At 65.8% G+C, this 25,777-nt stretch carries 22 protein-coding genes and 1 tRNA gene; 9 read left to right on the top strand and 14 right to left on the bottom strand.

Features of this window, described 5'->3' with window-relative positions; translation table 11 throughout:
* From LH128_RS21945 to LH128_RS21920, 6 genes are all read right to left on the bottom strand, one after another.
* A tRNA-Lys gene (locus tag LH128_RS21945) sits at nucleotides 1-76 on the bottom strand.
* A gap of 102 nt (nucleotides 77-178) precedes the next feature.
* Nucleotides 179-1,291: a rod shape-determining protein RodA gene (gene rodA, locus LH128_RS21940; RefSeq protein WP_008831883.1), complete on the bottom strand. Its 1,113-nt coding sequence runs from the start codon at nucleotides 1,289-1,291 to the stop codon at nucleotides 179-181.
* A complete protein-coding gene (gene mrdA / locus LH128_RS21935) occupies nucleotides 1,288-3,390 on the bottom strand; it encodes a penicillin-binding protein 2 (protein WP_008831882.1) in 2,103 nt (700 codons plus the stop codon). Before mrdA ends, rodA begins: the two co-directional genes overlap by 4 nt.
* A gap of 10 nt (nucleotides 3,391-3,400) precedes the next feature.
* On the bottom strand, nucleotides 3,401-3,949 hold the full coding sequence (mreD, locus tag LH128_RS21930; RefSeq protein ID WP_231958158.1) for a rod shape-determining protein MreD: 549 nt from the start codon (nucleotides 3,947-3,949) through the stop codon (nucleotides 3,401-3,403).
* 2 nt (nucleotides 3,950-3,951) lie between these two features.
* Complete coding sequence (gene mreC / locus LH128_RS21925) at nucleotides 3,952-4,836, bottom strand: rod shape-determining protein MreC (protein WP_008831880.1); 885 nt, start codon at nucleotides 4,834-4,836, stop codon at nucleotides 3,952-3,954.
* Between the two features lie 103 nt (nucleotides 4,837-4,939).
* Nucleotides 4,940-5,986: a rod shape-determining protein gene (locus tag LH128_RS21920; protein ID WP_008831879.1), complete on the bottom strand. Its 1,047-nt coding sequence runs from the start codon at nucleotides 5,984-5,986 to the stop codon at nucleotides 4,940-4,942.
* Nucleotides 5,987-6,246: 260 nt separating this feature from the next.
* On the opposite strand from LH128_RS21920, the gene mutL reads away from it, so the two are divergent.
* Both mutL and LH128_RS21910 read left to right on the top strand, forming a co-directional pair.
* Nucleotides 6,247-8,055: a DNA mismatch repair endonuclease MutL gene (gene mutL, locus LH128_RS21915; protein ID WP_008831878.1), complete on the top strand. Its 1,809-nt coding sequence runs from the start codon at nucleotides 6,247-6,249 to the stop codon at nucleotides 8,053-8,055.
* Nucleotides 8,052-8,567, top strand: coding sequence for a hypothetical protein (locus LH128_RS21910; RefSeq protein ID WP_037520801.1), 516 nt, complete (start codon nucleotides 8,052-8,054; stop codon nucleotides 8,565-8,567). Before mutL ends, LH128_RS21910 begins: the two co-directional genes overlap by 4 nt.
* A 6-nt stretch (nucleotides 8,568-8,573) precedes the next feature.
* Here LH128_RS21910 and LH128_RS21905 read toward each other — a convergent pair whose 3' ends face one another.
* Nucleotides 8,574-9,335 carry a MauE/DoxX family redox-associated membrane protein gene (locus tag LH128_RS21905; protein ID WP_008831876.1) on the bottom strand — a complete coding sequence of 254 codons (762 nt, stop codon included), beginning with the start codon at nucleotides 9,333-9,335 and terminating at the stop codon, nucleotides 8,574-8,576.
* 40 nt (nucleotides 9,336-9,375) lie between these two features.
* On the opposite strand from LH128_RS21905, the gene LH128_RS21900 reads away from it, so the two are divergent.
* On the top strand, nucleotides 9,376-9,789 hold the full coding sequence (locus LH128_RS21900; RefSeq protein ID WP_008831875.1) for a MerR family transcriptional regulator: 414 nt from the start codon (nucleotides 9,376-9,378) through the stop codon (nucleotides 9,787-9,789).
* A 201-nt stretch (nucleotides 9,790-9,990) separates the two neighbouring features.
* Here the strand turns inward: LH128_RS21900 and ychF are convergent, their stop codons facing one another.
* Entirely contained in the window at nucleotides 9,991-11,091 is a 1,101-nt protein-coding gene (gene ychF / locus LH128_RS21895) for a redox-regulated ATPase YchF (protein ID WP_008831874.1), read from the bottom strand.
* Nucleotides 11,092-11,210: 119 nt separating this feature from the next.
* Between ychF and LH128_RS21890 the strand changes: the two genes are divergently transcribed.
* A complete protein-coding gene (locus LH128_RS21890; protein ID WP_008831873.1) occupies nucleotides 11,211-12,728 on the top strand; it encodes a tetratricopeptide repeat protein in 1,518 nt (505 codons plus the stop codon).
* A 130-nt stretch (nucleotides 12,729-12,858) separates the two neighbouring features.
* Here LH128_RS21890 and LH128_RS21885 read toward each other — a convergent pair whose 3' ends face one another.
* From LH128_RS21885 to LH128_RS21865, 5 genes are all read right to left on the bottom strand, one after another.
* Complete coding sequence (locus tag LH128_RS21885) at nucleotides 12,859-13,272, bottom strand: PEP-CTERM sorting domain-containing protein (RefSeq protein WP_036523082.1); 414 nt, start codon at nucleotides 13,270-13,272, stop codon at nucleotides 12,859-12,861.
* A 132-nt stretch (nucleotides 13,273-13,404) separates the two neighbouring features.
* Complete coding sequence (pth, locus tag LH128_RS21880; RefSeq protein ID WP_008831871.1) at nucleotides 13,405-13,980, bottom strand: aminoacyl-tRNA hydrolase; 576 nt, start codon at nucleotides 13,978-13,980, stop codon at nucleotides 13,405-13,407.
* A 98-nt stretch (nucleotides 13,981-14,078) separates the two neighbouring features.
* Nucleotides 14,079-14,687 (bottom strand): 50S ribosomal protein L25/general stress protein Ctc, encoded by a 609-nt coding sequence (locus LH128_RS21875; RefSeq protein ID WP_008831870.1) that lies wholly within the window; start codon nucleotides 14,685-14,687, stop codon nucleotides 14,079-14,081.
* 269 nt (nucleotides 14,688-14,956) lie between these two features.
* Entirely contained in the window at nucleotides 14,957-15,811 is an 855-nt protein-coding gene (locus LH128_RS21870) for a TraB/GumN family protein (protein WP_008831869.1), read from the bottom strand.
* Entirely contained in the window at nucleotides 15,812-16,720 is a 909-nt protein-coding gene (locus LH128_RS21865; protein WP_008831868.1) for a TraB/GumN family protein, read from the bottom strand.
* Nucleotides 16,721-16,970: 250 nt separating this feature from the next.
* Between LH128_RS21865 and LH128_RS21860 the strand changes: the two genes are divergently transcribed.
* The 3 genes from LH128_RS21860 to ppdK all read left to right on the top strand — a co-directional run bounded on the left by LH128_RS21860 (nucleotide 16,971) and on the right by ppdK (nucleotide 22,977).
* Entirely contained in the window at nucleotides 16,971-17,873 is a 903-nt protein-coding gene (locus tag LH128_RS21860) for a glycine--tRNA ligase subunit alpha (protein ID WP_008831867.1), read from the top strand.
* A 120-nt stretch (nucleotides 17,874-17,993) separates the two neighbouring features.
* On the top strand, nucleotides 17,994-20,258 hold the full coding sequence (gene glyS, locus LH128_RS21855) for a glycine--tRNA ligase subunit beta (protein ID WP_008831866.1): 2,265 nt from the start codon (nucleotides 17,994-17,996) through the stop codon (nucleotides 20,256-20,258).
* Nucleotides 20,259-20,313: 55 nt separating this feature from the next.
* Nucleotides 20,314-22,977, top strand: coding sequence for a pyruvate, phosphate dikinase (ppdK, locus tag LH128_RS21850; RefSeq protein WP_008831865.1), 2,664 nt, complete (start codon nucleotides 20,314-20,316; stop codon nucleotides 22,975-22,977).
* A gap of 105 nt (nucleotides 22,978-23,082) precedes the next feature.
* Here the strand turns inward: ppdK and LH128_RS21845 are convergent, their stop codons facing one another.
* The gene (locus LH128_RS21845; RefSeq protein ID WP_008831864.1) at nucleotides 23,083-23,841 is read right to left on the bottom strand and encodes a methyltransferase domain-containing protein; all 759 of its coding nucleotides are present in this window, start codon (nucleotides 23,839-23,841) and stop codon (nucleotides 23,083-23,085) included.
* 86 nt (nucleotides 23,842-23,927) lie between these two features.
* Here LH128_RS21845 and LH128_RS21840 point away from each other — a divergent pair, with 86 nt between their 5' ends.
* A complete protein-coding gene (locus tag LH128_RS21840) occupies nucleotides 23,928-24,668 on the top strand; it encodes a ComF family protein (protein ID WP_008831863.1) in 741 nt (246 codons plus the stop codon).
* 362 nt (nucleotides 24,669-25,030) lie between these two features.
* Nucleotides 25,031-25,423: a phosphoribosyl-AMP cyclohydrolase gene (hisI, locus tag LH128_RS21835; protein WP_008831862.1), complete on the top strand. Its 393-nt coding sequence runs from the start codon at nucleotides 25,031-25,033 to the stop codon at nucleotides 25,421-25,423.
* Nucleotides 25,424-25,777: the final 354 nt, after the last annotated feature.

The raw sequence follows: 25,777 nt of genomic DNA, 5'->3' as shown, positions 1-25,777 counted from the left end.
TGGTGGACGCACTTGGGCTCGAACCAAGGACCCGCTGATTAAGAGTCAGCTGCTCTACCAACTGAGCTATGCGTCCACGCTACCTGTCCTCGAAGGGCCTTGCGGCCCCGCCGGTCGGCGGCGGAGAGGTCCCTATAACGGCAGATTTTTACATTGGAAGCGAAAACTTGAAAAAGTTTCAGCCGAGTGACCCTCTGCCCTGATTCCAACGGTTTACCGCCATGATCGTGCCCAGGCAGATCATGTTGGTGAGCATCGAAGTGCCACCGTGGCTCATGAAGGGCAGGGGAATTCCGACCACCGGCGCAAGGCCCATGACCATCATCAGGTTGATCATCACGTAGAAGAACATCGTCGCGGTCATGCCCGCCGCCAGCAGGCTGGAGAAGCGGTCCGGCGCGCGACGGGCGACGCCCATGCCCCAGCCGATCACGACGGTGAACACGAAGAGGACGAACAGCCCGCCCATCAGACCCCACTCCTCCGACATGGTCGCGAAGACGAAGTCGGTGTGGGGTTCGGGCAGATACTGCAGGTGGCTCTGCGTGCCGTTGCCGAAGCCCTTGCCGAAGATGCCGCCCGAGCCGATCGCGATCTTGGACTGGGTGATGTGGTAGCCGGTGCCGAGCGGGTCGCCCTCCGGGTCCATGAACACCAGCACGCGGTTACGCTGGTAATCGTGGAGCAGCGTGAAGAACGCGATCGGGGCGATGACCATCATGGCACCGCCCGCGCCCAGAAACCACCACAAGGGAAGTCCCGCGAGGAACATCGTCACCACGCCGCCGAAGCATACGGCGGTCGCGGTGCCCAGGTCGGGCTGGATCAGCACGAACAGCGCCGGAACGCCGATCAGCACGCCCGCCGGGACGAGGCCGCGCCAGCTGGCGGTCATGGCGTGGGGCAGCGTCTCGTAGAAGCGCGCGAGCACGAGGACGATCGCGGGTTTCATCAGCTCCGACGGTTGCAACGACATGAAGCCGAGGTTGAGCCAGCGCTGGCTGCCGCCGCCGACCGCGCCGATCAGTTCGACGAGGACCAGCAGGATCAGGATCGCGCCGTAGATGGGATAGGCCGCCATCCGGAACAGGTTGCGGCTCATCCGGGCGATGACCATGGCCATGACCAGGAACACGCAGAAGCGTACCACATGGCTGAGCGCATAAGGCTGCAGGCTGCCGCCCGCCGCCGAATAGAGCACCGCCGCGCCGAGGCCGACCAGCCCGCAGAGCGGGATGATCATCTGCCACGGCTGGCGCGAGATCGCCTCGGGAACAATGGAGCGGCTCATTGCGGCGATCCTCCGGCCCCGGGCGAAGTCGCGGGCGTAGCGGTAGGCGAGGGCGCCGGTGCCGGTCGATCGGCCTCGTCGGCAGGCTCGGGCGCGGGCGACTGCGCCTCGCTGATGGGCTGGCGCGGGTCGTCGGGCTGGTCGGCGCCCTGCAGCTTGCGGCGCTCCTCTTCCGGCGAAACCTTGGGGGCGCCGACCCCGTACTGCGCGGAATAGGCGCGGAAGCGGGCGTCGAGGCGCTCCTTGGCGGTGCCGCCCCACTTCGTCTCGAGTTCGGTGAGGACTTCCATGCCCTTCTCCTTGTCGAAGATGTAAGTCAGCACGTCGCGCGCGATGGGATAGGCCGCGCCGGAACCGCCGCCGTGTTCGACGACCACGGAGCAGGCATAGCGTGGGTTATCGGCAGGGGCGAAGCAGATGAAGTGCCCGTGGTCGCGGTGCTTCCACAAGCCGCCCTTGCCGTTGCCGACGTTGAGGCCGACGACTTGCGCGGTGCCGGTCTTGCCCGCCAGCTTGATGTCGGGGAAGGGCAGGCGCGCATGAGGCGCCGATCCGGGACCGTTGGCGACGTCGGACATGGCCTGCCGAATATAGGCGAGATGCTCCTCGGGCACGCCGAGGGATGCCTGCTTTTCATGTTCATGGCCATGGATCATCCTGGGCATGATGATCCGGCCGCTGGCGATGCGCGAGGCCTGAATCGCCTGCTGCAGCGGGTTCACGAGGAAGTAGCCCTGACCGATCGTGGCGTTGACCGTGTCGAAGGTCTGCCATTCCTTGTCGTACTTCTTGAGCTTCCACGCGGGGCTCGGCACCGTGCCGTAGGACTGGCCCGCAACCGGCAGCGGAAACTCCTGCCCAAGGCCGAGCCGCTTGGCCATCGCCGCGATCGGATCCATGCCGATGCGCTGGGCGAAGTGGTAGAAGTAGACGTCGCAGCTCTGGTAGATGCCCTTGGCCATGTTGACCTGGCCGTGGCCGCGCCGCTGCCAGCAGTGGAACACGCGGTTGCCGACGCGCAGGCCACCGCCGCAGAACACGCTTTCGTTCGGATCGAGGCCGGCTTCCATGAACGATAGCGCCACCATCGGCTTGACCGTGGAGCCCGGCGGATAGAGCCCGCGCAGCACCTTGTTGCGCAGCGGCACGTGATCGTCGTCCGACAGCATCTTCCATTCGAGACGGCCGATGCCGTCGGAAAAGCTGTTGGGATCGAAACTGGGCATCGACGCCATCGCAAGCACGTCGCCGGTCTGGCAGTCCATCACGACGACGGCGGCCGATTCGGGGCCGATGCGCCGGGCCGCGTAGTCCTGGATCGCGGCGTCGATGGTCGTCTTGATGGTCTTGCCCGGAACATCCTCGCGCGTGTCGAGGTCGCGCACGATGCGGCCCGAGGCGGTCACCTCGACGCGCCGCGCACCGGGAGTGCCGCGCAGATCCTTCTCGTAAAATTTCTCGAGCGCGTCCTTGCCCAGCTTGTAGCCGGGCGTGAGCAGGACGGGGTCGTGGTCCTTCTCGTACTCCTCGGCCGAGGCGGCGCCGACGTAGCCGATGAGGTGGCCTACAGAGGGGCCGGTAGGGTAGAAGCGCGAGTAGCCGCGCTGGGTGACCACGCCGGGAAGGTCCGGCAGGCGCACGCTGACCGAGGCGAAACGCTCCCAATCCAGGCGGGATGCGACCTCGACCGGGGCGAACCCGTGCGAGCGGTCCAGCTTGTCCTGCAGGTCCTGCATCGCGATCGGCGTGAGCGACAGCAGCTTGCCGAGTTCGGCGATAGTGCGCTCGGGATCGCTCATCCGCTCGGGGATCACGTCGACGCGAAAGTCGGCGCGGTTGGAGGCGAGGGGCTGGCCATGGCGGTCGAGAATCCAGCCGCGACGCGGCGGGATCAGCGACAGGTTGACGCGGTTGCTCTCCGCCTTGAGCTTGTACTTCTCGTTCTCGAAGACCGAGAGGTACGTCATGCGCGCGGCGAGCAGGCAGCCGATGCCGCCCTGGATGCCGCCGACGACGATGGTGCGCCGGTCGAAGCTGTTGCGCAGGGTGCCGTTGGTGACGTGCGGGGCGCGGATCAGACGCCTGAAATTGAACTTCATGAGCAGGACTTCATCGCATGACCACGAAGGGGGTCAGGCGAAGGCGATCCATCAAGGCCACGAAGCGGCCGACGAGCGGGTAGATAATCACGGAAATCACGATCTGGGGCACGATCACATTGAGGGGGGCGGAAGCACCGGCGATGTTCGATACGCCGAGGCAGAGTACGATATACGCCACGATGAGCCCGATCGCCACCAGCCACTCGGTCAGGAAGTTGCGCCAGGGCAGCCGTGTCTCGACATGGTCCAGAACGATCGTCGACAAGGACCACAGTAGCACGGCGGTGCCGAACGGCGATCCCGAAAACAGGTCGTCGAACAGGCCGAGCGGTAGCCCGGCCCACATCGGCATCAGGCCGGGGCGCAACTGCCGCCAGGCGATGAACATCAAGAAGCCCAGCGGGGGCAGGACGGGCGCCGACGCGATCAGCACCCAGCCCGGCGCCAGCGATCCCAGCATCACCGTCAGCCACGGAACCCCGCCCGCGATCGTGCGCGAGGGCTTGCGGTTGATCCTCTGCTTCACGACCGTGTCGTTGCCGGACAGCAGCGGCACGATCACTCGCTCCCGGGCGCGGGTTCGGCGGGAGGCGGCGGGGGCGGCGGTGCCCAGGCGCGCTCGACGACGACGTAGTCGGTGTCGGACGGGTTGCTCAGGACCCGCGCCATCGCACCGTCGCGCAGCAGTTCGGTGATGACCGCAAGCGGCGTGCCGGGCCGATAGAGCCCCCCCGAGCCGGAGGTGACCATCACGTCACCCTTGCGCAGCGGATTGAGGCCGAGGTTGACGAGTCGGATGCGGATCGTGCCGTCGCCGTGTCCTTGCGCAAAGGCGGGCACGCCGTCGCGCGCGCGGCGCACCGGGACGATGCTTTCGGTATCGGTGATGAGCAGCACGCGCGCACTCGACATGCCGACTTCGAGGACGCGCCCGACGAGGCCCATCGGCGAACGGACGGGCATGCCCTTTACCACGCCCTTGTCGGTCCCCGCGCCCAGCGTCGCGAAGCGGCGGGTGCTGGCGCCGGTGGAACTGACCAGCCGCGCATAGGCGACCGGTCGCCCATCGTCCTCGCGCAAATCGAGCAACTGCTTGAGGCGGCGGTTCTCGGTTTCGGTGGCCTGCGCCCGCGCGATGCGCACCTTGGCTTCGGCCAGTTCGCGTTCCAGCCGGGCATGCTCGCGTCCCGAAAGGAAGAAGCCGCCGATCTCCGCCATGAAGTCCTTGCCAGCGCGCCGCCCGCCGGCGGTCGCCTGTGCAGGTGACTCCGTCAGGTCCGAAGCGGCACCGCGCAGCGCCGAAAACGCATTCGGATTGACCATGGAGACGACGAGCAGGCCCAATCCCACCACCGCGCCGAGCACGCCGGCGGTGTACTGGAAGAACGTCGAATATTGCGCCCTGCGCGAAAAGCCGGAGCGCCGATTGGCTGGCGGTGCCATGCGCCATGCACTCCTGTCATTCCCGCGCGGCGGTCCGGTGCAGGATATCCGCCGCGCTTTTCAAGGAGCCCGCACCTCGCACGGCGCGGTGCTCCCTATTCGATCAGGCGGACATCAGGACGCCGCGATAGATCGGGTCTTCCATCGCGCGGCCGGTGCCGAGCGCGACGCAGGACAGCGGATCTTCCGCGACGCTGACGGGCAGGCCGGTCTCTTCGCGCAGATAATCGTCGAGACCCTGGATCAGGGCGCCGCCGCCGGTCAGCACGATGCCCTGGTCGACGATGTCGGCGGCGAGTTCCGGCGCCGTGTTCTCGAGCGCGATGCGCACGCCTTCGATGATCTGTCCGATCGGCTCGGCCAGAGCCTCGGCGATGTTCGCCTGGCTGATGGTGATTTCCTTCGGCACGCCGTTGACGAGGTCGCGGCCCTTGATGTGGATCGTCTCGCCGATGCCGTCGGCCGGCATGATGGCGATGCCGTAGTCCTTCTTGATGCGCTCTGCCGTGGCGTCGCCGATCAGCAGGTTGTGGTGACGGCGGACGTAGGAGACGATCGACTCGTCCATCTTGTCACCGCCCACGCGCACCGAAGTGGTGTAGGCGAGGCCGCGCAGCGAGAGCACCGCGACTTCGGTGGTGCCGCCGCCGATGTCGACGACCATCGAGCCGACCGGCTCGGTGACGGGCATGTCGGCGCCGATCGCCGCGGCCATCGGCTCGAGGATCAGGTAGACCTGGCTGGCACCCGCGTTGCTGGCGGCGTCGCGAATGGCGCGGCGCTCCACCGAGGTCGATCCCGAGGGAACGCAGATCACGATCTCGGGGTAGCGGAACAGGTTCTTCTTGCCGTGCACCTTGCGGATGAAGTGCTTGATCATCTCTTCCGCGATTTCGATGTCGGCGATGACGCCGTCGCGCAGCGGGCGGATGGCCTCGATGTTGTCGGGGGTCTTGCCCATCATCATCTTGGCGTCGTCACCGACGGCCTTGACCTTCTTCACGCCGTTCAGGGTTTCGATGGCAACGACGGAAGGTTCGTTCAGCACGATTCCGCGATCTTGTACATAGACCAGCGTATTAGCTGTGCCGAGGTCGATCGCCATGTTCTGGGAGCCGAGTTTGAAGAATCGCGAGAAGGGGCCGGCCATCTAAAATCCGTTTCTTACCAATCGTTTGCCGAATCACTCTCGACATCGACGACCGGGGGTTGCGGGTAGGAGGGCTCCCCTTAGCCCATCGATTCGCGAAAGGCCAAAATTTTGTTCCCGATTCCGGGGGGAAACGCTCATCGCCCGTCTCGAATTAGCGCCGTTTCGTCGCTAGTTTGACCTGCCGTCGCACGATGCGTCCATGACGCCTTCAACGTCCGCATTTTGTCGAGAAGCCCCCAATCTTTGTCGAGACCCTGATGCCCACGATCCGCCGCCTGCCCGAACACCTCGTCAACCGCATCGCCGCCGGCGAAGTGGTCGAACGGCCGGCGTCCGCGCTCAAGGAACTGGTCGAGAACGCCATCGATGCGGGCTCCACGCAGATCACCGTGAGGATCGCCTCGGGCGGTCTCGACATGATCGAGGTGACCGACGACGGCTGCGGCATGCGCCCTGACGAGATCGCGCTTGCTCTGGAGCGCCACGCGACCTCCAAGCTGCCCGACGAGGCGATCGAACTGGTGGCGACGCTGGGCTTCCGGGGCGAAGCGTTGCCGTCAATCGGTTCTGTCGCACGGTTGACGATCGAAAGCCGTCCGCACGATGCTGCCGAGGGTTGGAAGCGCGTGGTCGATCACGGCACCGTCGCGGTGGACGCGCCCGCCGCATTGCCGCCGGGAACGCGCATCCGGGTCGAGGATCTCTTCGGCAAAGTGCCTGCGCGGCGCAAGTTCCTACGCTCGCCGCGCTCGGAATACGCGGTCTGCCTCGATGTTGTGCGCCGTCTCGCCATGGCGCGGCCCGACGTCGGTTTCGTGCTGGAGCATGACGGGCGCCGCACCATCTCCGTGCAGCCGCGCGAGGAACTGGCGGCCCGCGTCGCCCGCCTCGTCGCGCGTGAACTGGCGGAGGACGGCGTCATCATCGAGGCCGAGCGCGGGACGGCGCGGCTTACCGGGGTGGCGGGGCTGCCGACCTACAATCGCGGCGTGGCGGATCACCAGTACTTGTTCGTCAATGGCCGTCCGGTGCGCGACAAGCTGCTCGTCGGCGCGGTGCGCGGTGCCTACTCGGACATGCTGGCGCGCGATCGCCATGCGGTGCTGGCCCTGTTTCTTGAGATTCCACCTGAGGAAGTGGACGTAAACGTCCATCCCGCCAAGACCGAGGTGCGCTTTCGCGATCCGGCCTTCGTACGTGGTTTCCTGGTCGGCGCGCTGCGGCATGCGCTGGAGGGGGCAGGGCAGAAGAGCGCGCAGCCGCCTCAGGCCGCCGCGATGAACATGTGGCAGGTCGAGCCGGTTGCGCCTGCCCCCTCGATCGGCTCGCTGTTCGCGCGCGAATATTCTGCGCCGCGCAGTGACTACCAACCCTCGCGCGTTTCGGAGACGGGCACGGCGTGGCGCTCCTACGAGGCCGAGGTCATGGCCCAGCCCGCCGCCCGCGCCGAAGCGGCCGAACAAGCGAGCGAGGAAGCGCTGCGATACCCGCTTGGCGTCGCACGCGGGCAGGTGGCGGGGACCTACATCGTCGCCGAAGCGGAAGACGGCCTCGTTATCGTCGACCAGCATGCGGCGCACGAACGGCTTGTGCTGGAAAAGCTCAAGGCGGCGGGCGCCGAGGAGGCGATGAACCGCTCGCAGGCATTGCTGCTGCCCGAAGTCGTCGAACTGGAGGAAGCCGCCTGCGATGCGCTGGAGGACAAGCTGGCCGATCTTGCCCGCCACGGCCTTATCCTCGAGCGCTTCGGACCGGCGGCGATGCTGGTGCGCGCGGTGCCCTCGGTGCTGTCGAAGAGCGATGTTGGCGCGCTGGTGCAGGATGTGGCGGACGATCTCGCGCGCAACGGCGATGCGCTGCTGCTGGGCGAAAAACTTGACCTCGTGCTGGCGACGATGGCCTGTCACGGTTCGGTGCGCGCGGGGCGTCTCCTGTCGGTCGCGGAGATGAATGCGCTGCTGCGCGAAATGGAGCGGACACCGCGCTCGGGCCAATGCAACCATGGCCGCCCCACGTGGGTTAAACTTGCCCATAACGACATAGAGAAACTGTTCGGGCGGAAATGATGCGAAAACACGCGATGGTATTGGCCGCGCTCGCTCTTCTGGCGGGCTGCGGCAGGGAAACTCCTGCCGAGGAGGCCGCCGAGAATGCGCATGACGTCGCCATGGTCGAACGCATGAGCAAGGAACCCTTCAAGCCCATCGTGCCGATCCCGATCACCGAACTCGACATGGACCGCTATGGGCTCGACAAGCCCGGGTGCAATTTCGAGAAGGACGTGGTCGAAGAAGAGGACGCCGGAAAGCGTGGCCCGATCTTCATCGCCACCAGCGGCGAAGGTTTCATGCGCGTAGGAGCCGACCTCAAGCGCTTCGCCGCGAAAGACGAGAGCGCCGATCTGCCGGGCGGCGCGCGCACCACATATGTCGGGCTGTCGAGCTGGGTCGATATCGTGCGGCTCCCTGACTCGGGAAACGCCAGCGACCAGCAGACCTGGCCCGCCCGTCTGATCGTTCACGATTCGCAGGAGCGCGTGGCTTACCGGGCCGACGGCGTCATGCGCTGCCGGACCTGAGGACAGTCACCCCATCGCCATCGGTTTCAGCAGCATCCACAGCGCCATGGCGACCATGAACACGTTCTCCATCAGCGACACGAAGCCCAGCGGCACGCTGCCCGATCCGCCGACGCAGGCGCATTTCAACTCGCGCTTCTGGACGTAGACCGCGTAGAATACCGAGGCTCCGCCGACGCCGCCGATGACCAGCGCCACCGGGATCGACAGCCAGTTCAGCACGCCCGCCGCCATGAAGGCGCCCGCGAACCATTCCAGGAACGGATAGGCATAGGCGTAAGGCACGTATCGCCGCGCCAGCAGATCATAGCCCAGGAACATCGAGGAGAATGTCTCGATGTCCTGCAGCTTGAGCATCGCCAGCAGCATCATGGTGATAGCCACGAACCACTCCGCCGCATGGACCGTCAGCGGGGAGCCGAGAGAAGCCCAACTGGCGGCAAGCGCGACGGCAGCGGCGGTTCCGAACACCCAGAGCACCGGCGCATAGCTCATGCGCTTGGCCTGATCATCGAGCCCGAGGAAGCGCTTGAGGTCGGAATGGCCGCCGATACGCTCGCCGTCGATGAAGATCTGCGGCGTGGTGGCGACGCCGTACTCGGCCTTGAAGGCGTCCACTTCATCGCGGGTGGTCAGCCAGTGGTCTTCTACCCGGTAACCGCGGCTTTTCAGCAGGTGCCGGGCCTTGAGGCCGTAGGGGCAGACGTGTTTTTCCATGACCATGCGGTACAGCACGGCGGTTCTGGCGGGGGCTTGGTGATCGCTCATGCCATGCTTATAACTTCCGTACCCTAGTACGGAGTCAAGCGTGGCCCTGACGATTTCCCAACTCGCCCATGCCGGAGGTGTCGGTGTCGAGACCGTGCGCTTCTATCAGCGCAAGGGCCTCCTCCCCGACCCGCGCCCGGCCAGCACCGGGGGTGCGAAAGGCCAGCGGCATTACGGCGAGGAGGACGTGCGGCGCCTGCGCTTCGTGAGGGCGGCGAAGGATGCGGGGTTCATCCTCGACGAGATTGCCGAACTGCTCGGCCTCGATGCGGGCGATGACCGGGCGCGGGCGCGAACGATGGCGCAGGCCCGGATCGGGCATCTGGATGAGGAGATCGCCCGGCTCGAACGGGCGCGAAACGCCTTGCGCAAGCTGGAGCGGGAATGCGCCGGAAGCGACACCGGACCATGCCCGATCATCGCGGCGTTCGAGGAGGGGGAGTGCTGCCGTTAAAATAGAACCGTCATCCCCGCGAAGGCGGGGACCCATCTGATGCCGGTGCAACACGAACCGTCAGGAGATGGGTTCCCGCCTTCGCGGGAATGACGACGATGGAATTGAAGGATCGCCGTAGGGCGCATCATTGGTAAGTCGCGCCTGAAGACTGCCAGCGGTCCCGGATCAAGTCCGGGACGACGGTTATTCTGCGTTTACTCAGACGTTGAAACGGAAGTGCATCACGTCGCCGTCGGCGACGACGTATTCCTTGCCTTCCTGGCGGAACTTGCCGGCTTCCTTGGCGCCCGCCTCGCCCTTGCAGGCGATGAAGTCGGGATAAGCGATGGTTTCGGCGCGGATGAAGCCGCGCTGCATGTCGGAGTGGATGGTGCCCGCAGCCTCGGGGGCCTTGGCGCCCTTGTGCACGGTCCAGGCGCGCGCTTCCTTGGGGCCGACGGTGAAGAACGTCAGCAGTTCGAGCAGTTCGTAACCTGCGCGGATGATGCGCGCGAGACCGGCTTCGGCAAGGCCCATTTCCTCGAGGAAGACCATGCGGTCCTCCATGTCCATGCCGGTCAGTTCCGCCTCGATCGCGGCCGAGACGATGACGGCGCTCGCGCCTTCGGCCTTGGCCTTCTCGAATACCCGCGCGGAGAAGGCATTGCCCTCGGCGGCGGCTTCTTCCTCGACGTTGCAGACGTAGAGCACCGGCTTGGCGGTGATCAGCTGTGCCTGCGCGAAGACGCGCGCTTCGTCCTCGTCCTTGGGCTGCGTCAGGCGGGCGGGCTTGCCGTCGCGCAGCAGGTCGAGTGCCTGGCCGAGCACAGACGCCACGATCTTGGCCTCCTTGTCGCCCTGCGTCGCCTTCTTCTGGGCAGCGGGAACGCGCTTCTCGAGGCTTTCGAGGTCGGAAAGCAGCAGTTCGGTCTCGACGGTGTCCGCGTCGGCGTTGGGATCGACCTTGTTGTCGACGTGCTGGATATCGTCGTTCTCGAAGCAGCGCAGGACGTGGATGATCGCGTCGACTTCGCGGATGTTGCCGAGGAACTGGTTGCCGAGGCCTTCACCCTTGGACGCGCCGCGCACGAGGCCGGCGATGTCCACGAACGACAGCTGCGTCGGGATGATCTTGGCCGAACCCGCGATTTCCGCCAGCGCATCGAGGCGCGGGTCGGGCACGCCGACCTGCCCGACGTTGGGCTCGATCGTGCAGAACGGATAGTTGGCCGCCTGCGCCGCCTGCGTCTCGGTCAGCGCATTGAACAAGGTCGACTTGCCGACATTGGGCAGACCCACGATTCCGCAACGGAAACCCATCGAAAACTCCGAAAACTGTTTAAGGCGCGCCCATAGCCGGGTGCGGGGCGCTTGGCCAGAGCGAGAGCGGTTGCAGGCGGTTGACGGAAATTTCAGGTCTTCCACGTAAGCCGTCCGCCATGAAGAGCACCATGCGCCTAGCCCTTCCGCTCGTCGCCCTCGTCGCCCTGGCGGCTTGCGGAGACAGTCCTGAAACCCTTTACTCCAAGGCACGAGAGGACTTCGCCGCCGGGAACTACCAGCAGGCGCGTGTCGAAGTGGCCTCCGCGCTGAAAGATAGGCCCACGGATGCCGCGATGTTGGCACTGCTGGTGGAGACGCAACTGCGGCTCGGCGATCCGGACGGGGCCGAAGGGGCGATCGGACGGCTCGAACGGGCAGGGGGCAAGGATACGGCCCGGATGAAGGCCGAAGTCGCCCTGCTGCGTGGTGACGCAAAGGCGGCACTGGCGACGCTTGGCAACGAGACCTCGGTGGACGGATGGCGCGTGCGCGCCGAGGCGCAGCTGGCGCTGGGAGACGAAGAGGCCGCCCGCGATGCCTTCGAAAAGGGAATGAAAGCGGGGGGCGATATCCGGCTGGCGCAATCCTACGCCCGCTATCTGCTGGAGAACGGTGACCTGGCGCGCGCGGCTTCGCTGCTTGGAGAGATGCAGCGCATCGCGCCACGATCGTATGAGGCACTGGTGATGGCAGGCGATCTGGCATCGGCGCAGGGCCGCGAAGAGGATGCCGCGCGCGCCTATCGCGGGGCTATCGATGCGTTTCCCGACCGTGCGGCGCCGATGCTGGCGCTGGCCGAGCATTACGACGGTTTGGGCAAGCTGGACGAAGCATCGAAGCTGGTCGATCAGGCTGCCGAAGTGGCGCCTGACGACCCGGAGGTGGAGGTAATGCGAATCCAGCTGCTGTCCGAACAAGGGCAGTGGGAGAAGATCCGCACCACGCTCCAGACGCGCGAATCCGAGCTGGCGGCAGGGTCCACGCTGAGCATGCGCTATGGCGAGGCATTGCTGCAGCTGGGCCATGCGGAGCAGGCGCGGGTGATCTTCAGGCGGGCGGTGCTGGCGCTTCCGGGCAATCCCTATGCCCGGCTGATGCTGGGTAAGTCGCAGCTGGCGACCGGCGACGGTCAGGGGGCATGGGCAACGCTGCAGCCGCTCGCGGCATCGACGCTGGCCGGGCCGCAGGTGCTGGAAGCTGCCGAACAGGCTGCCCGTGCGGTCGGCGCGCCCGAGGCGGCGGCGCTGCAGGCGCGGCTCGATCCAGCGCGGCTCAAGGAGACGATGGCCTTGGTCGGCCAAGGCGAATCCGCCATCGCCGGGCAGCGCTGGGCCACGGCGGCGGGAATCTACGAGAGACTGCTGATGCGCGGTGAGGACCCGGAGGTGCTCAAGCGCCTCGCATTCGCGCGAAGCGGGCTGGGTGAGGGGGATGCCGCCATCCGCGCTGCCGACAAGGCGGTAGCGCTCGGCAGCGACAATCCGGACTATCTCTATGTCGCCGGACTGGTGCGCGTCGTGGCGGGGCGCGATCTCGGCGAGGCGCAGCGACTGCTTGAAAAAGCCGCCGATCTCGATCCCGCCAACCGTGCGATCGCGCGCGAGATGAAAAAGGCGAAGGCCGCCGCCGGGTGATCCGGCGACGGCCTTTTTGCCAGATTAGGTAGAACTCACCCCCAACCCCTCCCCCTCCCGCTTGCGGGAAGGGAGCGAGACTTAGGCCAAAGGCCTTAGTCGCAGCGGGGTGGGCACCAGTGCCGAAATATCAGGCGCGGGCCTTGCGGCGGCGCGCGTAGGCCAGGCCGATCAGGCCTGCACCCAGCATGCCCAGCATGCCCGGCTCCGGAACCGCGGTGCCGCCCGAGGAACCACCGCTCGAACCGCCCGAGGTCGAGGTGGTGCCGCCGGAGGTCGTCGTAGTGGTGCCGCCGGAGGTCGAACCGCCCGAAGTCGTCGTGCCACCCGAGGTGCTGGTCGTGCCACCCGAAGTCGTCGTGGTGCCGCCCGAAGTCGAGCTGCTGGTGGAGGTGCTGCCGCCGCACATCTTCCTGCCGATCTTGTCGCCGCAATCGCAGGAGTGCGTATGCTTGCCCTTCGAATAGGTCGCCTGCGCAGGCGAGGCCATGGCGACGGTGGCGCCGGCGGTGATCGTGAGAGCGATCAGAGTCTTGCGGATCATCGTAGTCTTACCCCAGTTACCCGTGTTGGTTGACCAGCAATACGCAATCACCGTGCCAATCGCCAATTTCCGCCAATTTCATTGAATCAGGCAGGGGTGAAGCGATCCATATGTAAGCTAACTCGACACCCTTCAGTCCTGCTGGCGCAGCGCCACGTCGTTCATGAAGCGGGCGTCGTCGCCGTTCGCAAGCCGATCCGCTTCCGCCGCCACCGCGCCCAGCATGTCGGCCAGCGGGTCCATCTCGGCCTTGGCGTAGTTGCCCAGCACGTAGCCGTGGACGCGGTCCTTGTGCCCGGGATGGCCTATGCCGAGCCGCACGCGGCGGAACTCCGCCCCGAGGTGCTGGTCGATCGAGCGCAGCCCGTTGTGCCCGGCATGGCCGCCGCCCTGCTTCACCTTCACCTTGAACGGCGCCAGGTCGAGTTCGTCGTGGAAGACGGTGAGGGCGGACAGGTCCAGCTTGTAGAAGCGCATCGCCTCGCCCACCGAGCGGCCGCTCTCGTTCATGAAGGTAGCGGGCTTGAGCAGCAGCACTTTGTCGCTGCCGATGCGGCCTTCCTGCAGCCAGCCCTGGAACTTCTTCTGGACCGGGCCGAAGCCGTGAATCTCGGCGATCGCGTCGGCAACCATGAAGCCGACGTTGTGGCGGTTGAAGACATACTGCGGACCGGGATTGCCCAGACCGACCCAAAGCTGCGTGGCCATCCGTATTCCTTGCCTGCGTCCTTGCGGTTGCATGAAAAGAAAAGGCCCCTCCCACGCGGGGTGGGAGAGGCCGTTTTCTACCCGAAAGCAGGAGAAGCTTACTCGGCCTCGGCCGCTGCTTCGCCTTCTTCGCTGCGCAGGGCAGAGGGAGCGGCGATCGTCGCGATCGTGTAGTCACGGTCGGTGATCGCGCTCTCGACGCCCTTGGGCAGCTTGACGTGGCTGATGTGGATCGATTCGCCCACGTCGAAGCCGGTCACGTCGATGGTGATCTCGTGCGGGATCTTCTCGGCGTCGCAGACCAGTTCGAGGTCGTGGCGAACGATGTTCAGCACGCCGCCGCGCTTCAGGCCCGGCGACAGCTCTTCGTTCTCGAACACGACGGGCACGTTGACGTGCACGGTCGCGCCCTTGGCGAGACGCAGGAAGTCGGCGTGGAGCGGGCGGTCGCTGACCGGGTGGAAGGCAACGTCCTTGGGCTGGGTGCGGAACTTCTTGCCGTCGACTTCGACTTCGATGATCGAGTTGAAGAAGTGGCCGGTTCCGAGCTGGCGGGACAGCTCCTTTTCCTGGACGTGGATCGCGAGGGGCTCTTCGTTGCCACCGTAGATGACGGCGGGGACGCGACCTTCACGACGCAGTGCACGGGAGGCTCCCTTGCCAGCCCGATCACGCGTCTCGGCCGGCAGGTTAAGCGTATCGCTCATGGATCTTGCCTTTCAAAACTGGATAATAATGCGATGACGCGCCGCTCATCGGTGCGCACCGTCCTGCCACGCCTCCAGGGATGACCATGACAGGAAGGCGCGGCCCTTACTGGGAGATGGGCGGAAAAGCAAGCCGTTCGTGCGTCCGTGGGCGGGATGTCGCGGTGTTTGAGGGGGCGGTTGCGACCCTTCGACAAGCCCAGGGTGAGCGGGGTTGGAATAAATCTCCCAATTCCGCTCAGGCTGAGCTTGTCGAAGCCCCCAAAGCCTCACTCCACCCGCGTGACCGTGAACCCCTCGGCCGTCAGCATTGCGGGTAATCCCTCAGGCCCGGCCATGTGCGCTGCGCCGACAGCCACGAACGGCTTGCTGCCCGAGCGAACCGCCTGTGCGATCCGGCCAGTCCAGCGCCGGTTGCGGCCGGTGAACAGCACCGCGCGCAGTTCCGGGTCGGCGAGCAGGCCCGAGCGGGTCTCCGCCTCGATCGCGTTCATGTCGCCCTTGCGCCAGCTGGCCGAAAGATCGCGTTCGGGATAGGCGGCCTCGGCGACAACGGCGGCGAGGAGGTCGCGCTGCTCGCGCTCGGGCAGGGCGTCGAACAGGCCGAGCTGCGCGGCAGCGCCTTCGAGTTCGACCACCGGCTTTTGCCCCGCCGCCGCGATCACGGCGCGGTCGACACCGTTGCGGGTATCGCCTTCGTCAGCCCCTGCGCGGGCGAGCGTCAGGGCTGCGGCCCAGGTATCCATCGCCGCGAAGTCGCCGTCGCCCCGGCCGCTCTTTTTCAGCAAAGTGGCCAGAGCGGCGCGGTCTTTCGGCGGTACGCGTTCGGAAAGCGGCGGTTCGTTCTCGCTGCGCGCGAGGCTTTCGAAAGTGGCGGCGACTTCCGCCTCGTTCGCGAGGTTGCCGACTTCGACCATGATCGATCCGGCTTCGTCCAGTGCGGAACCGACTTTCGCCGTGCGCCAGGCGAGGGGGCGCTCGGCGCTGTGGATCGTGCCGAAGAGCCAACCGGCGTGGCCCCGACCGTCCTCGACCCGCCACAACGCGGGGTTGGCCTGCTGGGGCTCGCTCGAACAGGCGACCAGCCCGGCGATCGCCAGAAGTACCGCAAAACGACGGATCATCTACTGCACCCGGGTCGAGGAAACGCCCGCTGCGGCAAGCTGGTCCTGCACGCTGCCCGGCCCGGCGAGATGTCCGGCGCCCACCGCGACGAACACCGTGCCCGGCTTGTCGAGGCGCGCCTTGAGCCACTTCGCCCAGTTGGCATTGCGGTCGGTGATCAGCACCTTGCGGATTTCCGGATCGCTCTCGTCTTCGTTCATCAGTTCGGCGAGGTGGTCGGCATCGCCTGCCTTCCACGCGGCGACCATCCTGTCGACGTCGGTTTTCACGTCGGGCAGCGCTTCGACCACTTCGTCGAGATAGGCGCGCTGGGTCGGCTCGGATAGATTGTCGAACAGGCCGATCTGGTAGTCGACGGTCTCGAAGGCATGGTTTGCCAGATGTCGCGCCCGCGCCCTGGCGGCGACCTGCTGGTCTATCCCGGTCTCGGTGCTGTAGCCTGCGGTCTTGAGCGGGATCAGCGTCAGCATGAGTGCGGCGAACCAGGCATCGTTGGCATCGAAAGCCTGCGCCGGGATGCCGATGGATGTCAGCGCGCCCTCGTAGGCGGTGCGCTCCTTGGCGGAGAGCGTGTCGCGCAGGGACTTGCCATCCTTGCGCGCGGCCATCTGCAGGATCGTGCCCTGCGCCTGTTCGGTGTCGTCTATGGGTATCTCGGTCACCAGTTCCTGCGCGCTGTCGAGCGCCTTGGCGACCGGACCGGCGTACCAGTCCACCTGCTCGGGCAGGACGTGGATCGTGCCGAACAGCCAGATCGTGGTGTCCTCGTCCGCGACTTTCCAGAGTGCCGGTCGGACGGCGGATGCTTGCGCCGTCTCCTGCGCCGAGGCGAGCGGGGACGACAGGGCGGTGAAGGCGAGCAGGGCGGAGCCGAGCCCGCTACGAATAAGGGTACGAACGCGGGGCATGGCAAACCTATCGGGGAGGAAACTGTAAAGCGGCGTGAACGGATCAGCGCCAGCGACGCCGGTCCCACCCTATGCACCATACGATGCAGACGGCAATGGAGATGAACACGATCCGCAAACGACGCGGGCGCGGGCGGTGCCGCAATGCGCCGCAATGCCCTAAGCAATGCCCTAAGCAATGCTTTGTGTTGTTGATTTGACAGCCCCGATCCGCCAAAGGCCGCGCATTCAAGAATTCGACGGAACCCCGATGACCGCCGCCAAACAGCCGCTCAGCTTCCAGGACATGATCCTGACGCTCCACAACTTCTGGAGCGCGCAGGGCTGCCTCATCCTGCAGCCTTACGACATGCGCATGGGCGCAGGCACCTTCCACCCTGCTACGACGCTGCGCGCGCTCGGTCCCGAGCCGTGGAAGGCCGCTTATGTCCAGCCCTCGCGCCGCCCGACCGACGGGCGCTACGGCGAGAACCCGAACCGGCTGCAGCACTACTACCAGTATCAGGTGATCCTGAAGCCGAACCCGGAGAACCTTCAGGAACTGTACCTGCAGAGCCTCGCCGAGATCGGCGTCGATCCGCTGGAGCATGACATCCGCTTCGTCGAGGACGACTGGGAGAGCCCGACGCTGGGCGCCTGGGGCCTGGGCTGGGAAGTCTGGTGCGACGGCATGGAGGTGACGCAGTTTACGTATTTTCAGCAGATGGGCGGCTTCGACTGCAAGCCAGTCGCGGGCGAACTGACTTACGGCCTCGAACGCCTTGCGATGTATATCCAGGGCGTGGATTCGGTCTACGATCTCAGGTTCAACAACGAAGGCGTGAGCTACGGCGACGTCTTCCTCGCCAATGAACAGCAGCAGTCGAAGTACAACTTCGAGATCGCCGACACCGATGCGCTGTTCGCCGGCTTCAAGGCCGCCGAAGCCGAGTGCATGCGCTGCATCGACGCGAAGGTGCCGCTCGCGGCCTACGATCAGGCGATCGAGGCGAGCCACCTGTTCAATCTGCTACAGGCGCGCGGCGTGATCTCGGTGCAGGAACGCGCCAGCTACATGGCCCGCGTGCGCGATCTCGCCAAGGGGTCGTGTCAGGCGTGGATCGACGTGAACAAGGACAAGTGGGAAGCCAAGTTCCCCGGGTGGACCGTATGAGGCTTCGACAAGCTCAGCCTGAGCGGGGTGTAGAAGGACGTCTTCCCCCAACTCCGCTCGTCCTGAGCCTGTCGAAGGACCACAGCGCCCACCTATCAACCCGCGAAACGGGCCACTGACATGACCGACTTCCTTCTCGAACTGCGCAGTGAAGAAATCCCCGCCCGCATGCAGGCGGGCGCGCGCGCCGATCTGGAAAAGCTGTTCCGCAAGGAACTCGCCGCCGCTGGCGTCACGCCCGGCCAGATCACCGTATGGTCCACGCCGCGCCGTCTCGCGCTGATCGCCAACGGTCTGCCCGACGTGACCGAGGCCGTCAGCGAGGAGACCAAAGGCCCCGCCACCAGCGCGCCCGAGCAGGCGCTCGAAGGCTTCCTGCGCAAGACCGGCCTGACCAAAAACCAGCTCGAAGTCCGCGACGTCAAGGGCAAGGACACGTACTTCGCCGTCGTCGAGAAGCCCGGCCGCGCCGTGAAGGACGTGCTGGCCGAGGCGATCCCTGCTATCGTGCGCGCCTTCCCCTGGCCCAAGTCGCAGCGCTGGGGCGCCGCCTCGATCGGCACGGATTCGCTGCGCTGGGTGCGCCCGCTCTCCGGCATCGTCGCCATTCTGGGCGAGGACCTTGTCGAATGCGAAGTCGGCGGCATCCGCTCGGGCTATGCCACCAAGGGCCACCGCTTCCACGCGCCCGGTGACATCACCATCGGCGGCGCGCATGACTATGCCCGCAAGCTGTCCGCCTGCCACGTCATCGTCGACCATGTCGAACGTCAGGACCTGATCCGCGACGAGGCGCGCAACGTCGCTGCCGCCGCCGGTCTCAAGCTGGTCGAGGACGAGGGGCTGGTGATCGAGAACGCCGGCCTCACCGAATGGCCGGTGCCGCTGCTCGGCCGTTTTGACGAGGCGTTCCTCGAAGTCCCGCCCGAGACGATCCAGCTGACCGCGCGCGTGAACCAGAAGTATTTCGTCTGCGAGGACGCCGAGGGCAATCTCGCCGACGCCTTCGTCTGCACCGCCAACATCGACGCCACCGACGGCGGCGTCGGGATCGTCGCGGGCAACCGCAAGGTTCTGGCGGCACGCCTGTCCGACGCGCGCTTCTTCTGGCAGCAGGACCGCAAGGTTTCGCTGTCGGATCAGGCGAAGAAGCTGGCCCGCATCACCTTCCACGAGAAGCTGGGCACCGTTGCCGACAAGGTCGAGCGCGTGGCCAAGCTGGCCGAGTGGCTGGCCGCCGAGGGCATCGTCCCGAACTGCGATCCCGTACTGGCGCGCCAGGCGGCGGAATTGTGCAAGGCCGATCTCGTCACTGAGATGGTCGGCGAGTTCCCCGAGCTGCAGGGGCTCATGGGCGGCTACTACGCCCGCGCCGAGGGCCTGCCCGACGCCGTGGCCGACGCCATCCGCGACCACTACAAGCCTGTCGGGCAGGGCGACGAAGTGCCCACCGCACCGGTTACGGTGGCTGTGTCGCTGGCGGATAAGCTGGATACGCTTGTCAGCTTCTTTGCCATTGAAGAGAGGCCTACGGGCTCCAAAGATCCATTCGCCTTGCGCCGTGCGACTATCGGAACTCAGGTTCAGATCACAAAGAACGATCTTCGAGCCGATCTGCTGCCAATATTTGATCGAGTTCTTGCGATACTTTGCGAGCAGAATGAGAGCATTTGCGGTCGCCTGACTGCGCTTGGGCAAGCTGTCGAGAGCATCTCTGCATCCCAAAACATACCTTTAAACAAACGTTATATGTCGCCGCTGCAACTTGAGATTGAGCAAAGATCGCTGGACTTGCTTAACTTCTTCGCCGACCGCCTCAAGGTACAGCAGAAGGAAGCGGGCGTTCGCCACGACCTGATCGACGCGGTGTTCGCGCTCGGCGGCGAGGACGATCTGGTCCGCCTGCTCGCCCGCGTCCATGCGCTGCAGGCGTTCGTCGGCAGCGAGGACGGCGCGAACCTCCTCGCGGGCTACAAGCGCGCCGCCAATATCCTCAAGAAGGAAAACTGGTCGGCGTCTGATGCTGCACCCGCGCACCCGCATACCGGTGACGAGGACCCGCTCGAAAACGTGGACGATCCCGACATGCAGGAAATCTATGCTGCGGCAGGCTCAGGCCTCGGCTATGCGGCCGAACCGGCGGAACAGGCGTTGATCGACGCGCTCGATGCTGCGGAACCTCGGGCAGCCACAGCCGTTGCTGCAGAAGATTTCGCAAGTGCAATGAGTGCGCTGGCATCGCTTCGCGCGCCTATTGACGGGTTCTTTGATCAGGTGACAGTCAACGATACTGACTCCATAAAAAGAACATCTCGTCTTGCACTGCTTGATCGCTTCCGTGCTGCGGTGCACAACGTAGCGGATTTCTCGCGGATCGAGGGGTAGGAGGGTTTCCCCACGGTCTGCATTCTTGCGCAAAAATCCCGGAGATTTGGGACTAATGACTAAGCAGGTCTACACGTTCGGCGGCGGCGTAAAGCACGACGATCCGCGCGCGAAGGACAAGGTGATCACCGGAGGCAAGGGCTCGAACCTTGCCGAGATGGCCGGAATCGGCCTGCCGGTGCCTCCCGGCTTCACCATCACCACCGAAGAATGCGTGAAGTATCTCGCGGAGGGCGCGAACTTCTCGGACGAACTGCGGGCCGAAGTGGCCGAGGCGCTGGCCCATATCGAAAAGTCGGTCGGCAAGTCCTTCGGTGATTCTACTGATCCGCTGCTGGTCTCGGTCCGCTCGGGCGCGCGCGTCTCGATGCCGGGCATGATGGACACCGTGCTGAACCTCGGCCTGAACGACGTGACCGTGGAGGGTCTCGCCGCTACTTCGGGTGACGACCGCTTTGCGTGGGACAGCTACCGTCGCTTCATCCAGATGTATTCGGACGTCGTGCTCGGCGTCGAACACCATCTGTTCGAGGAAGCGCTGGAGATCGCCAAGGAAGACAACGGCTACGACAACGACGTCGAACTGACCGCGAACGACTGGCGCAAGCTGGTCAAGGAATACACCGCGATCGTCGAGCGTGAACTGGGCAAGCCGTTCCCGCAGGACCCGCAGGAGCAGCTGTGGGGCGCGATCCAGGCCGTGTTCGACAGCTGGGACGCCGACCGCGCCAAGGTCTACCGCCGCCTCAACGACATCCCCGGTGACTGGGGCACCGCCGTCAACGTGCAGGCCATGGTCTTCGGCAACATGGGCGACACTTCGGCCACCGGCGTCGCGTTCACCCGCGACCCGGCGACCGGCGAGCGCGCCTACTACGGCGAATGGCTGGTCAACGCGCAGGGCGAGGACGTCGTCGCCGGCATCCGCACCCCGCAGTACCTGACCAAGGCCGCGCGCGAGCGCGCCGGGGCCAAGCCGCTGTCGATGGAAGAGGCGATGCCCGAGGCATACGCCGAACTCGCCGCCGTGTTCGACCTGCTCGAAAAGCACTACCGCGACATGCAGGACATCGAGTTCACGGTGCAGCAGAACAAGCTGTGGATGCTGCAGACCCGCTCGGGCAAGCGCACCGCCAAGGCTGCGCTCAAGATGGCCGTCGACATGGTCGAGGAAGGCCTGATCGACGAAGCTACCGCGATCAAGCGCGTCGATCCGATGGCGCTCGATCAGCTGCTTCACCCCACGCTCGACCCCAAGGCGCCGCGCGACATTCTCGGCAAGGGCCTGCCCGCATCGCCGGGCGCGGCTTCGGGCGCGATCGTGCTCGACGCCGACACCGCCGAGAAGCGCGCGGAAATGGGCGAGGCGGTCGTCCTCGTCCGCGTGGAAACCTCGCCTGAGGACATCCACGGCATGCATGCGGCGAAGGGCATCCTCACCGCACGCGGCGGCATGACCAGCCACGCGGCGGTCGTGGCGCGCGGCATGGGCCGTCCCTGCGTCTCGGGCGCATCGGGGCTGTCGATCGACATGAAGGCCCGCACCCTGCGCATCGGCAACCGCGAGCTGAAGGAGGGCGACCTCATCACCCTCGACGGCGCCAACGGCGAGATCATGGCAGGCGAAGTCGCCACCATCGAGCCGGAACTGGCAGGCGATTTCGGCACGCTCATGGAGTGGGCCGACAAGCACCGCCGCATGAAGGTGCGCACCAACGCCGAGACGCCCGCCGACTGCAAGATGGCGCGCCAGTTCGGTGCCGAGGGCATCGGCCTGTGCCGTACCGAGCACATGTTCTTCGACGCCACCCGCATCTCCGCCGTGCGCCAGATGATCTTGGCCGAGGACGAGAAGGGACGCCGCGAAGCGCTGGCCAAGCTGCTCCCCGAACAGCGCGCCGACTTCCAGGCGATCTTCGAGGTGATGGCGGGCCTGCCCGTCACCATCCGCCTGCTCGACCCGCCGCTGCACGAATTCCTGCCGCACAGCGACGCGGAATTCGCGGAGCTGTCGGACGCGATCGGCATCGGCGTGGATACGCTCAAGCGCCGCGCGGACGAACTGCACGAGTTCAACCCGATGCTCGGCCATCGCGGTTGCCGCCTGGGCATCACCTTCCCCGAGATCTACGAGATGCAGGCCCGCGCCATCTTCGAGGCAGCCTGCGACGTCGCCTCGGCATCGGGTGAGGCGATCGTGCCGGAAGTGATGATTCCGCTCGTCGCCACCAAGCGCGAATTGGCGATTCTCAAGAAGGTCGTCGATCAGGCCGCGGCCAAGGTGTTCGAGGAGAAGGGCAAGACGCTCGACTATCTCGTGGGCACCATGATCGAGCTGCCGCGCGCAGCCCTGATGGCGGGCGAGATCGCGGAAGAAGCGAAGTTCTTCTCGTTCGGCACCAACGACCTGACGCAGACCACGCTGGGCGTCTCGCGCGACGATGCCGCGCGCTTCCTCAGCCCCTACGTCGAGAAGGGCATCTACCCGCGCGATCCGTTCGTCAGCCTCGACATCGAGGGCGTGGGCCAGCTGGTCCAGCTCGGCGCCGAGCGCGGCCGTGCGACCTATGCCGACCTCAAGCTCGGCATCTGCGGCGAGCACGGCGGCGACCCGGCCTCGATCGCGTTCTGCGAGAAGGTGGGTCTGGATTACGTCTCGGCCTCGCCCTACCGCGTGCCGATCGCGCGTCTGGCGGCGGCTCAGGCCGCGCTGGCGTAAGCAAGGCAGCGTTAGTCATTGCGAGCGAAGCAATCCAGGGCGGTTTGGGCCGCTCTGGATTGCTTCGGACCTTCGGTCCTCGCAATGACGATGAGATTTACGGGTTCAGCGCTTCCAGCCGGACAGCGTCATGATCTCGAACCGCTCTACCGTGCGACCGCCCTCACCGGCGGCCGCAAACGCATCGTGGGCCCGCGCAAGCCCTGCCTTGCCGAGCGCCGGACCGGGATCGGCGAGCACATTGGCAAGACCCTGCGCGCGCAGGTCCTCGACAAGCCGCCCAAGGCTGCGGAACCCCACGTCCAGATGGCGATGGTCCGCCACGGGGTCGGCATAGAGCGTGCGCTGGAGCAGTTGCGCTCCCGCACGCACGTCCACCGAGGGGTGAAGGCGCGGGGCAGGGCGCTCGCCGTCCGCCGCCAGCATCACCTCGCGCATGACCGGCAGGCTGCCGGAGCCGAGGAAGCTGGCGATCAGCAGTCCGCCGGGCGCCAGCGCCTTGCGTGCGTGGACGAAGGCGCCGGGAAGGTCGTTGACGGTGTCCAGCGTGCCGAGGCTGGCGATGAGGTCGAAGCCGTCGAACGGCCAGGGCTGTTCTTCAACGAAGCCGATGGCCGGGTCCACTTCGGTCACCGTCACACCCTGCGCCCGTAGCGCCAGAGCCAGCGCGCCCGAGTAATCGCCGACAACCAGCGCCGTCTTCGGTTCGAAGCGCAGGAAAGAGAGGCGTTCGAGCACGTCCTCCACCATGTCGTCGATCAGGTAGCGCGGCGCATCCGGCTGCTGCTGGAGCCGGAGCATCCGGCGGCGCAGGGCGATGCGGCGGGCGGGGCAGAAGATGCGGGGGGGAGCCTTGGTTGCCATGGATGCTCCCCTGCCGCGTCGATGAAAACCTTGCAATGCCCTCGTGGCGTGCTTGTCCTGCAACCGGGCGTGCATAGGATCGCGCCATGGGCCTGGGACACATACTCGCACCGCTCGTCGATCTCGTGTTTCCGCCGCGTTGCCCGCTGTGCGGGGCGGCGATCGGTTCGGCGGCGGGGCTCTGTGCGGATTGCTGGAGTACGCTGGCGATCCCGGGCGATCCGGCTTGCGCGGCCTGCCAGCGGCCTTTCGGCGATACGATGCCGGAGGGCGGCACGTGCGGCCCGTGCCTTGCCGATCCGCCGCGCCATGCCGGGATCGCGGCCGCGACGCTCTACAACGAACCTTCGCGCAAGCTGGTGCTGGCGTTCAAACACGGGAATCGCATCGCGCTGGCACCGATGATGGCCGGGCTGATGGTGCCCAAGCTGCCTTTCGTCGATGCCGACTGGCTGCTGGTGCCGGTACCGCTGCATCGCTGGCGGCTGTGGAAACGCGGGTACAATCAGGCGGCGGAGCTGGCCCGGCAGATCGGGCGGCGCAGCGGCGCGGGCCTCGCGGTCGATACGCTGGTGCGACGCAAGGCGACGCGCTCGCTGGGCGGCATGGGCAAGCTGGCACGCAAGCGGGCCTTATCGGGTGCGATTGCCGTCCATCCGAAGCGGAAGGCAGCGCTGAAAGGTGCGAAGGTGGTCCTCGTCGATGACGTGCTGACCAGCGGTGCCACCAGCGATGCCTGCGTCTCGGCGCTGAAGCGGGCAGGGGCGGAGCAGGTGGTGATAGCCTGCTTCGCCCGCGTACTGGATGAAGCGCTCGATGCGACCTGAGGCGATTCGCCCTGAATACGAAAACGCCCGGAACCTTGTGAGTTCCGGGCGTCCTCGTGACGAAACTGTTTGAACCCTGCTTGCGCAGTTCAGCGGTGCCCCTGATACCGCCTGGTCCGATCCCTCATCAAAGCATTCCCTGAACCGTGGCCCGCTTTCCGTTTCAGACCGGTGTTCCTTGCCGAACACTTGCCTGCGAGCGACCTGTGGGTCAGAAGCAGCCCCCCAGCTGCAAAGCCAGAATTCATCGAATCGTCTTTTTTGGAAAGAGACTTCGCTGACTGACGTGGATTTTGGTCCCTTGCTGTGGCTGTGGTGCAACAATTATGCCGCTGTTAGCGGGAACAGGGATTAGTCCGAGGATGACAGACGTGACAGCCGCCGAGCGTGAACTGGGAACGGCGTTCCTGCCGCGCTTCGACGCCCAGGGATTGCTCATCGCCATCGCCGTCGATTCGCGCTCGCGCGAGATCCTGATGGTCGCTTACATGGATGCCGAGGCACTGGCGAAGACGCGTGAAACGGGGCTGGCGCATTTCCATTCGCGGTCGCGGGGCAAGCTGTGGCTGAAGGGTGAGACCTCGGGCCATTTCCTGCGCGTCGAGGAAATTCGCGTCGATTGCGATCAGGACGCGTTGGAATTGCGCGTGACGCCGGAAGGTCCGGCCTGCCACACCGGTGCGCGCAGCTGCTTCTATCGGCGGCTTGATGGCGAAGTGCTGGAGCGCACCGGGGATCATCCGCCGCATTCTTGACATTTATCGCCAAATAGGTTATATGACCCGACATCCGATCCGGCGATGATCACGCCGGAGAGGTGTATCGGGTCGGCGTCGTGGGCCGGGATGCGGTTTCAGCCGCGATCGCGCAAACCACGCGTCCATAGAAGACCCGGACTGTCTCTGCGCTACTGGAAACGCCGTCCATACGTTCCTGCGACACACGGCAGGGCATGGGACGGCCATCCCGGATAGCCTTCGGCCGATAACGCTGCGAACCCTAACGACGGCCACATGGGACTTTCCGATGGAATACAGGTCGAGCCGGGCTGCACCGTGAGTTACCCGGCCGCTCGCCAGAGCTTCACGGAAAACAAAACCCCGCGTCCC

The sequence above is a fragment of the Sphingomonas sp. LH128 genome (assembly GCF_000293195.2).
Classification (GTDB): Bacteria; Pseudomonadota; Alphaproteobacteria; order Sphingomonadales; family Sphingomonadaceae; genus Novosphingobium; species Novosphingobium resinovorum_A.
Note: the sequence above shows the minus strand (reverse complement) of the source record. Positions and strands in the feature narration are given on the sequence as shown.

What these genes read in the sequence shown, in the direction of transcription:
- LH128_RS21905 (WP_008831876.1), bottom strand. Translation starts at nt 9,335, where the DNA reads ATGAGCGATCACCAAGCCCCCGCCAGAACCGCCGTGCTGTACCGCATG.
- mreC (WP_008831880.1), bottom strand. Translation starts at nt 4,836, where the DNA reads ATGGCACCGCCAGCCAATCGGCGCTCCGGCTTTTCGCGCAGGGCGCAA.
- LH128_RS21920 (WP_008831879.1), bottom strand. Translation starts at nt 5,986, where the DNA reads ATGGCCGGCCCCTTCTCGCGATTCTTCAAACTCGGCTCCCAGAACATG.
- LH128_RS21885 (WP_036523082.1), bottom strand. Translation starts at nt 13,272, where the DNA reads ATGATCCGCAAGACTCTGATCGCTCTCACGATCACCGCCGGCGCCACC.
- LH128_RS21860 (WP_008831867.1), top strand. Translation starts at nt 16,971, where the DNA reads ATGACCGCCGCCAAACAGCCGCTCAGCTTCCAGGACATGATCCTGACG.
- pth (WP_008831871.1), bottom strand. Translation starts at nt 13,980, where the DNA reads ATGGCCACGCAGCTTTGGGTCGGTCTGGGCAATCCCGGTCCGCAGTAT.
- ychF (WP_008831874.1), bottom strand. Translation starts at nt 11,091, where the DNA reads ATGGGTTTCCGTTGCGGAATCGTGGGTCTGCCCAATGTCGGCAAGTCG.
- LH128_RS21875 (WP_008831870.1), bottom strand. Translation starts at nt 14,687, where the DNA reads ATGAGCGATACGCTTAACCTGCCGGCCGAGACGCGTGATCGGGCTGGC.
- hisI (WP_008831862.1), top strand. Translation starts at nt 25,031, where the DNA reads ATGACAGACGTGACAGCCGCCGAGCGTGAACTGGGAACGGCGTTCCTG.
- LH128_RS21865 (WP_008831868.1), bottom strand. Translation starts at nt 16,720, where the DNA reads ATGCCCCGCGTTCGTACCCTTATTCGTAGCGGGCTCGGCTCCGCCCTG.
- ppdK (WP_008831865.1), top strand. Translation starts at nt 20,314, where the DNA reads ATGACTAAGCAGGTCTACACGTTCGGCGGCGGCGTAAAGCACGACGAT.
- rodA (WP_008831883.1), bottom strand. Translation starts at nt 1,291, where the DNA reads ATGAGCCGCTCCATTGTTCCCGAGGCGATCTCGCGCCAGCCGTGGCAG.
- LH128_RS21910 (WP_037520801.1), top strand. Translation starts at nt 8,052, where the DNA reads ATGATGCGAAAACACGCGATGGTATTGGCCGCGCTCGCTCTTCTGGCG.
- LH128_RS21890 (WP_008831873.1), top strand. Translation starts at nt 11,211, where the DNA reads ATGAAGAGCACCATGCGCCTAGCCCTTCCGCTCGTCGCCCTCGTCGCC.
- LH128_RS21870 (WP_008831869.1), bottom strand. Translation starts at nt 15,811, where the DNA reads ATGATCCGTCGTTTTGCGGTACTTCTGGCGATCGCCGGGCTGGTCGCC.
- LH128_RS21845 (WP_008831864.1), bottom strand. Translation starts at nt 23,841, where the DNA reads ATGGCAACCAAGGCTCCCCCCCGCATCTTCTGCCCCGCCCGCCGCATC.
- glyS (WP_008831866.1), top strand. Translation starts at nt 17,994, where the DNA reads ATGACCGACTTCCTTCTCGAACTGCGCAGTGAAGAAATCCCCGCCCGC.
- mutL (WP_008831878.1), top strand. Translation starts at nt 6,247, where the DNA reads ATGCCCACGATCCGCCGCCTGCCCGAACACCTCGTCAACCGCATCGCC.
- mrdA (WP_008831882.1), bottom strand. Translation starts at nt 3,390, where the DNA reads ATGAAGTTCAATTTCAGGCGTCTGATCCGCGCCCCGCACGTCACCAAC.
- LH128_RS21840 (WP_008831863.1), top strand. Translation starts at nt 23,928, where the DNA reads ATGGGCCTGGGACACATACTCGCACCGCTCGTCGATCTCGTGTTTCCG.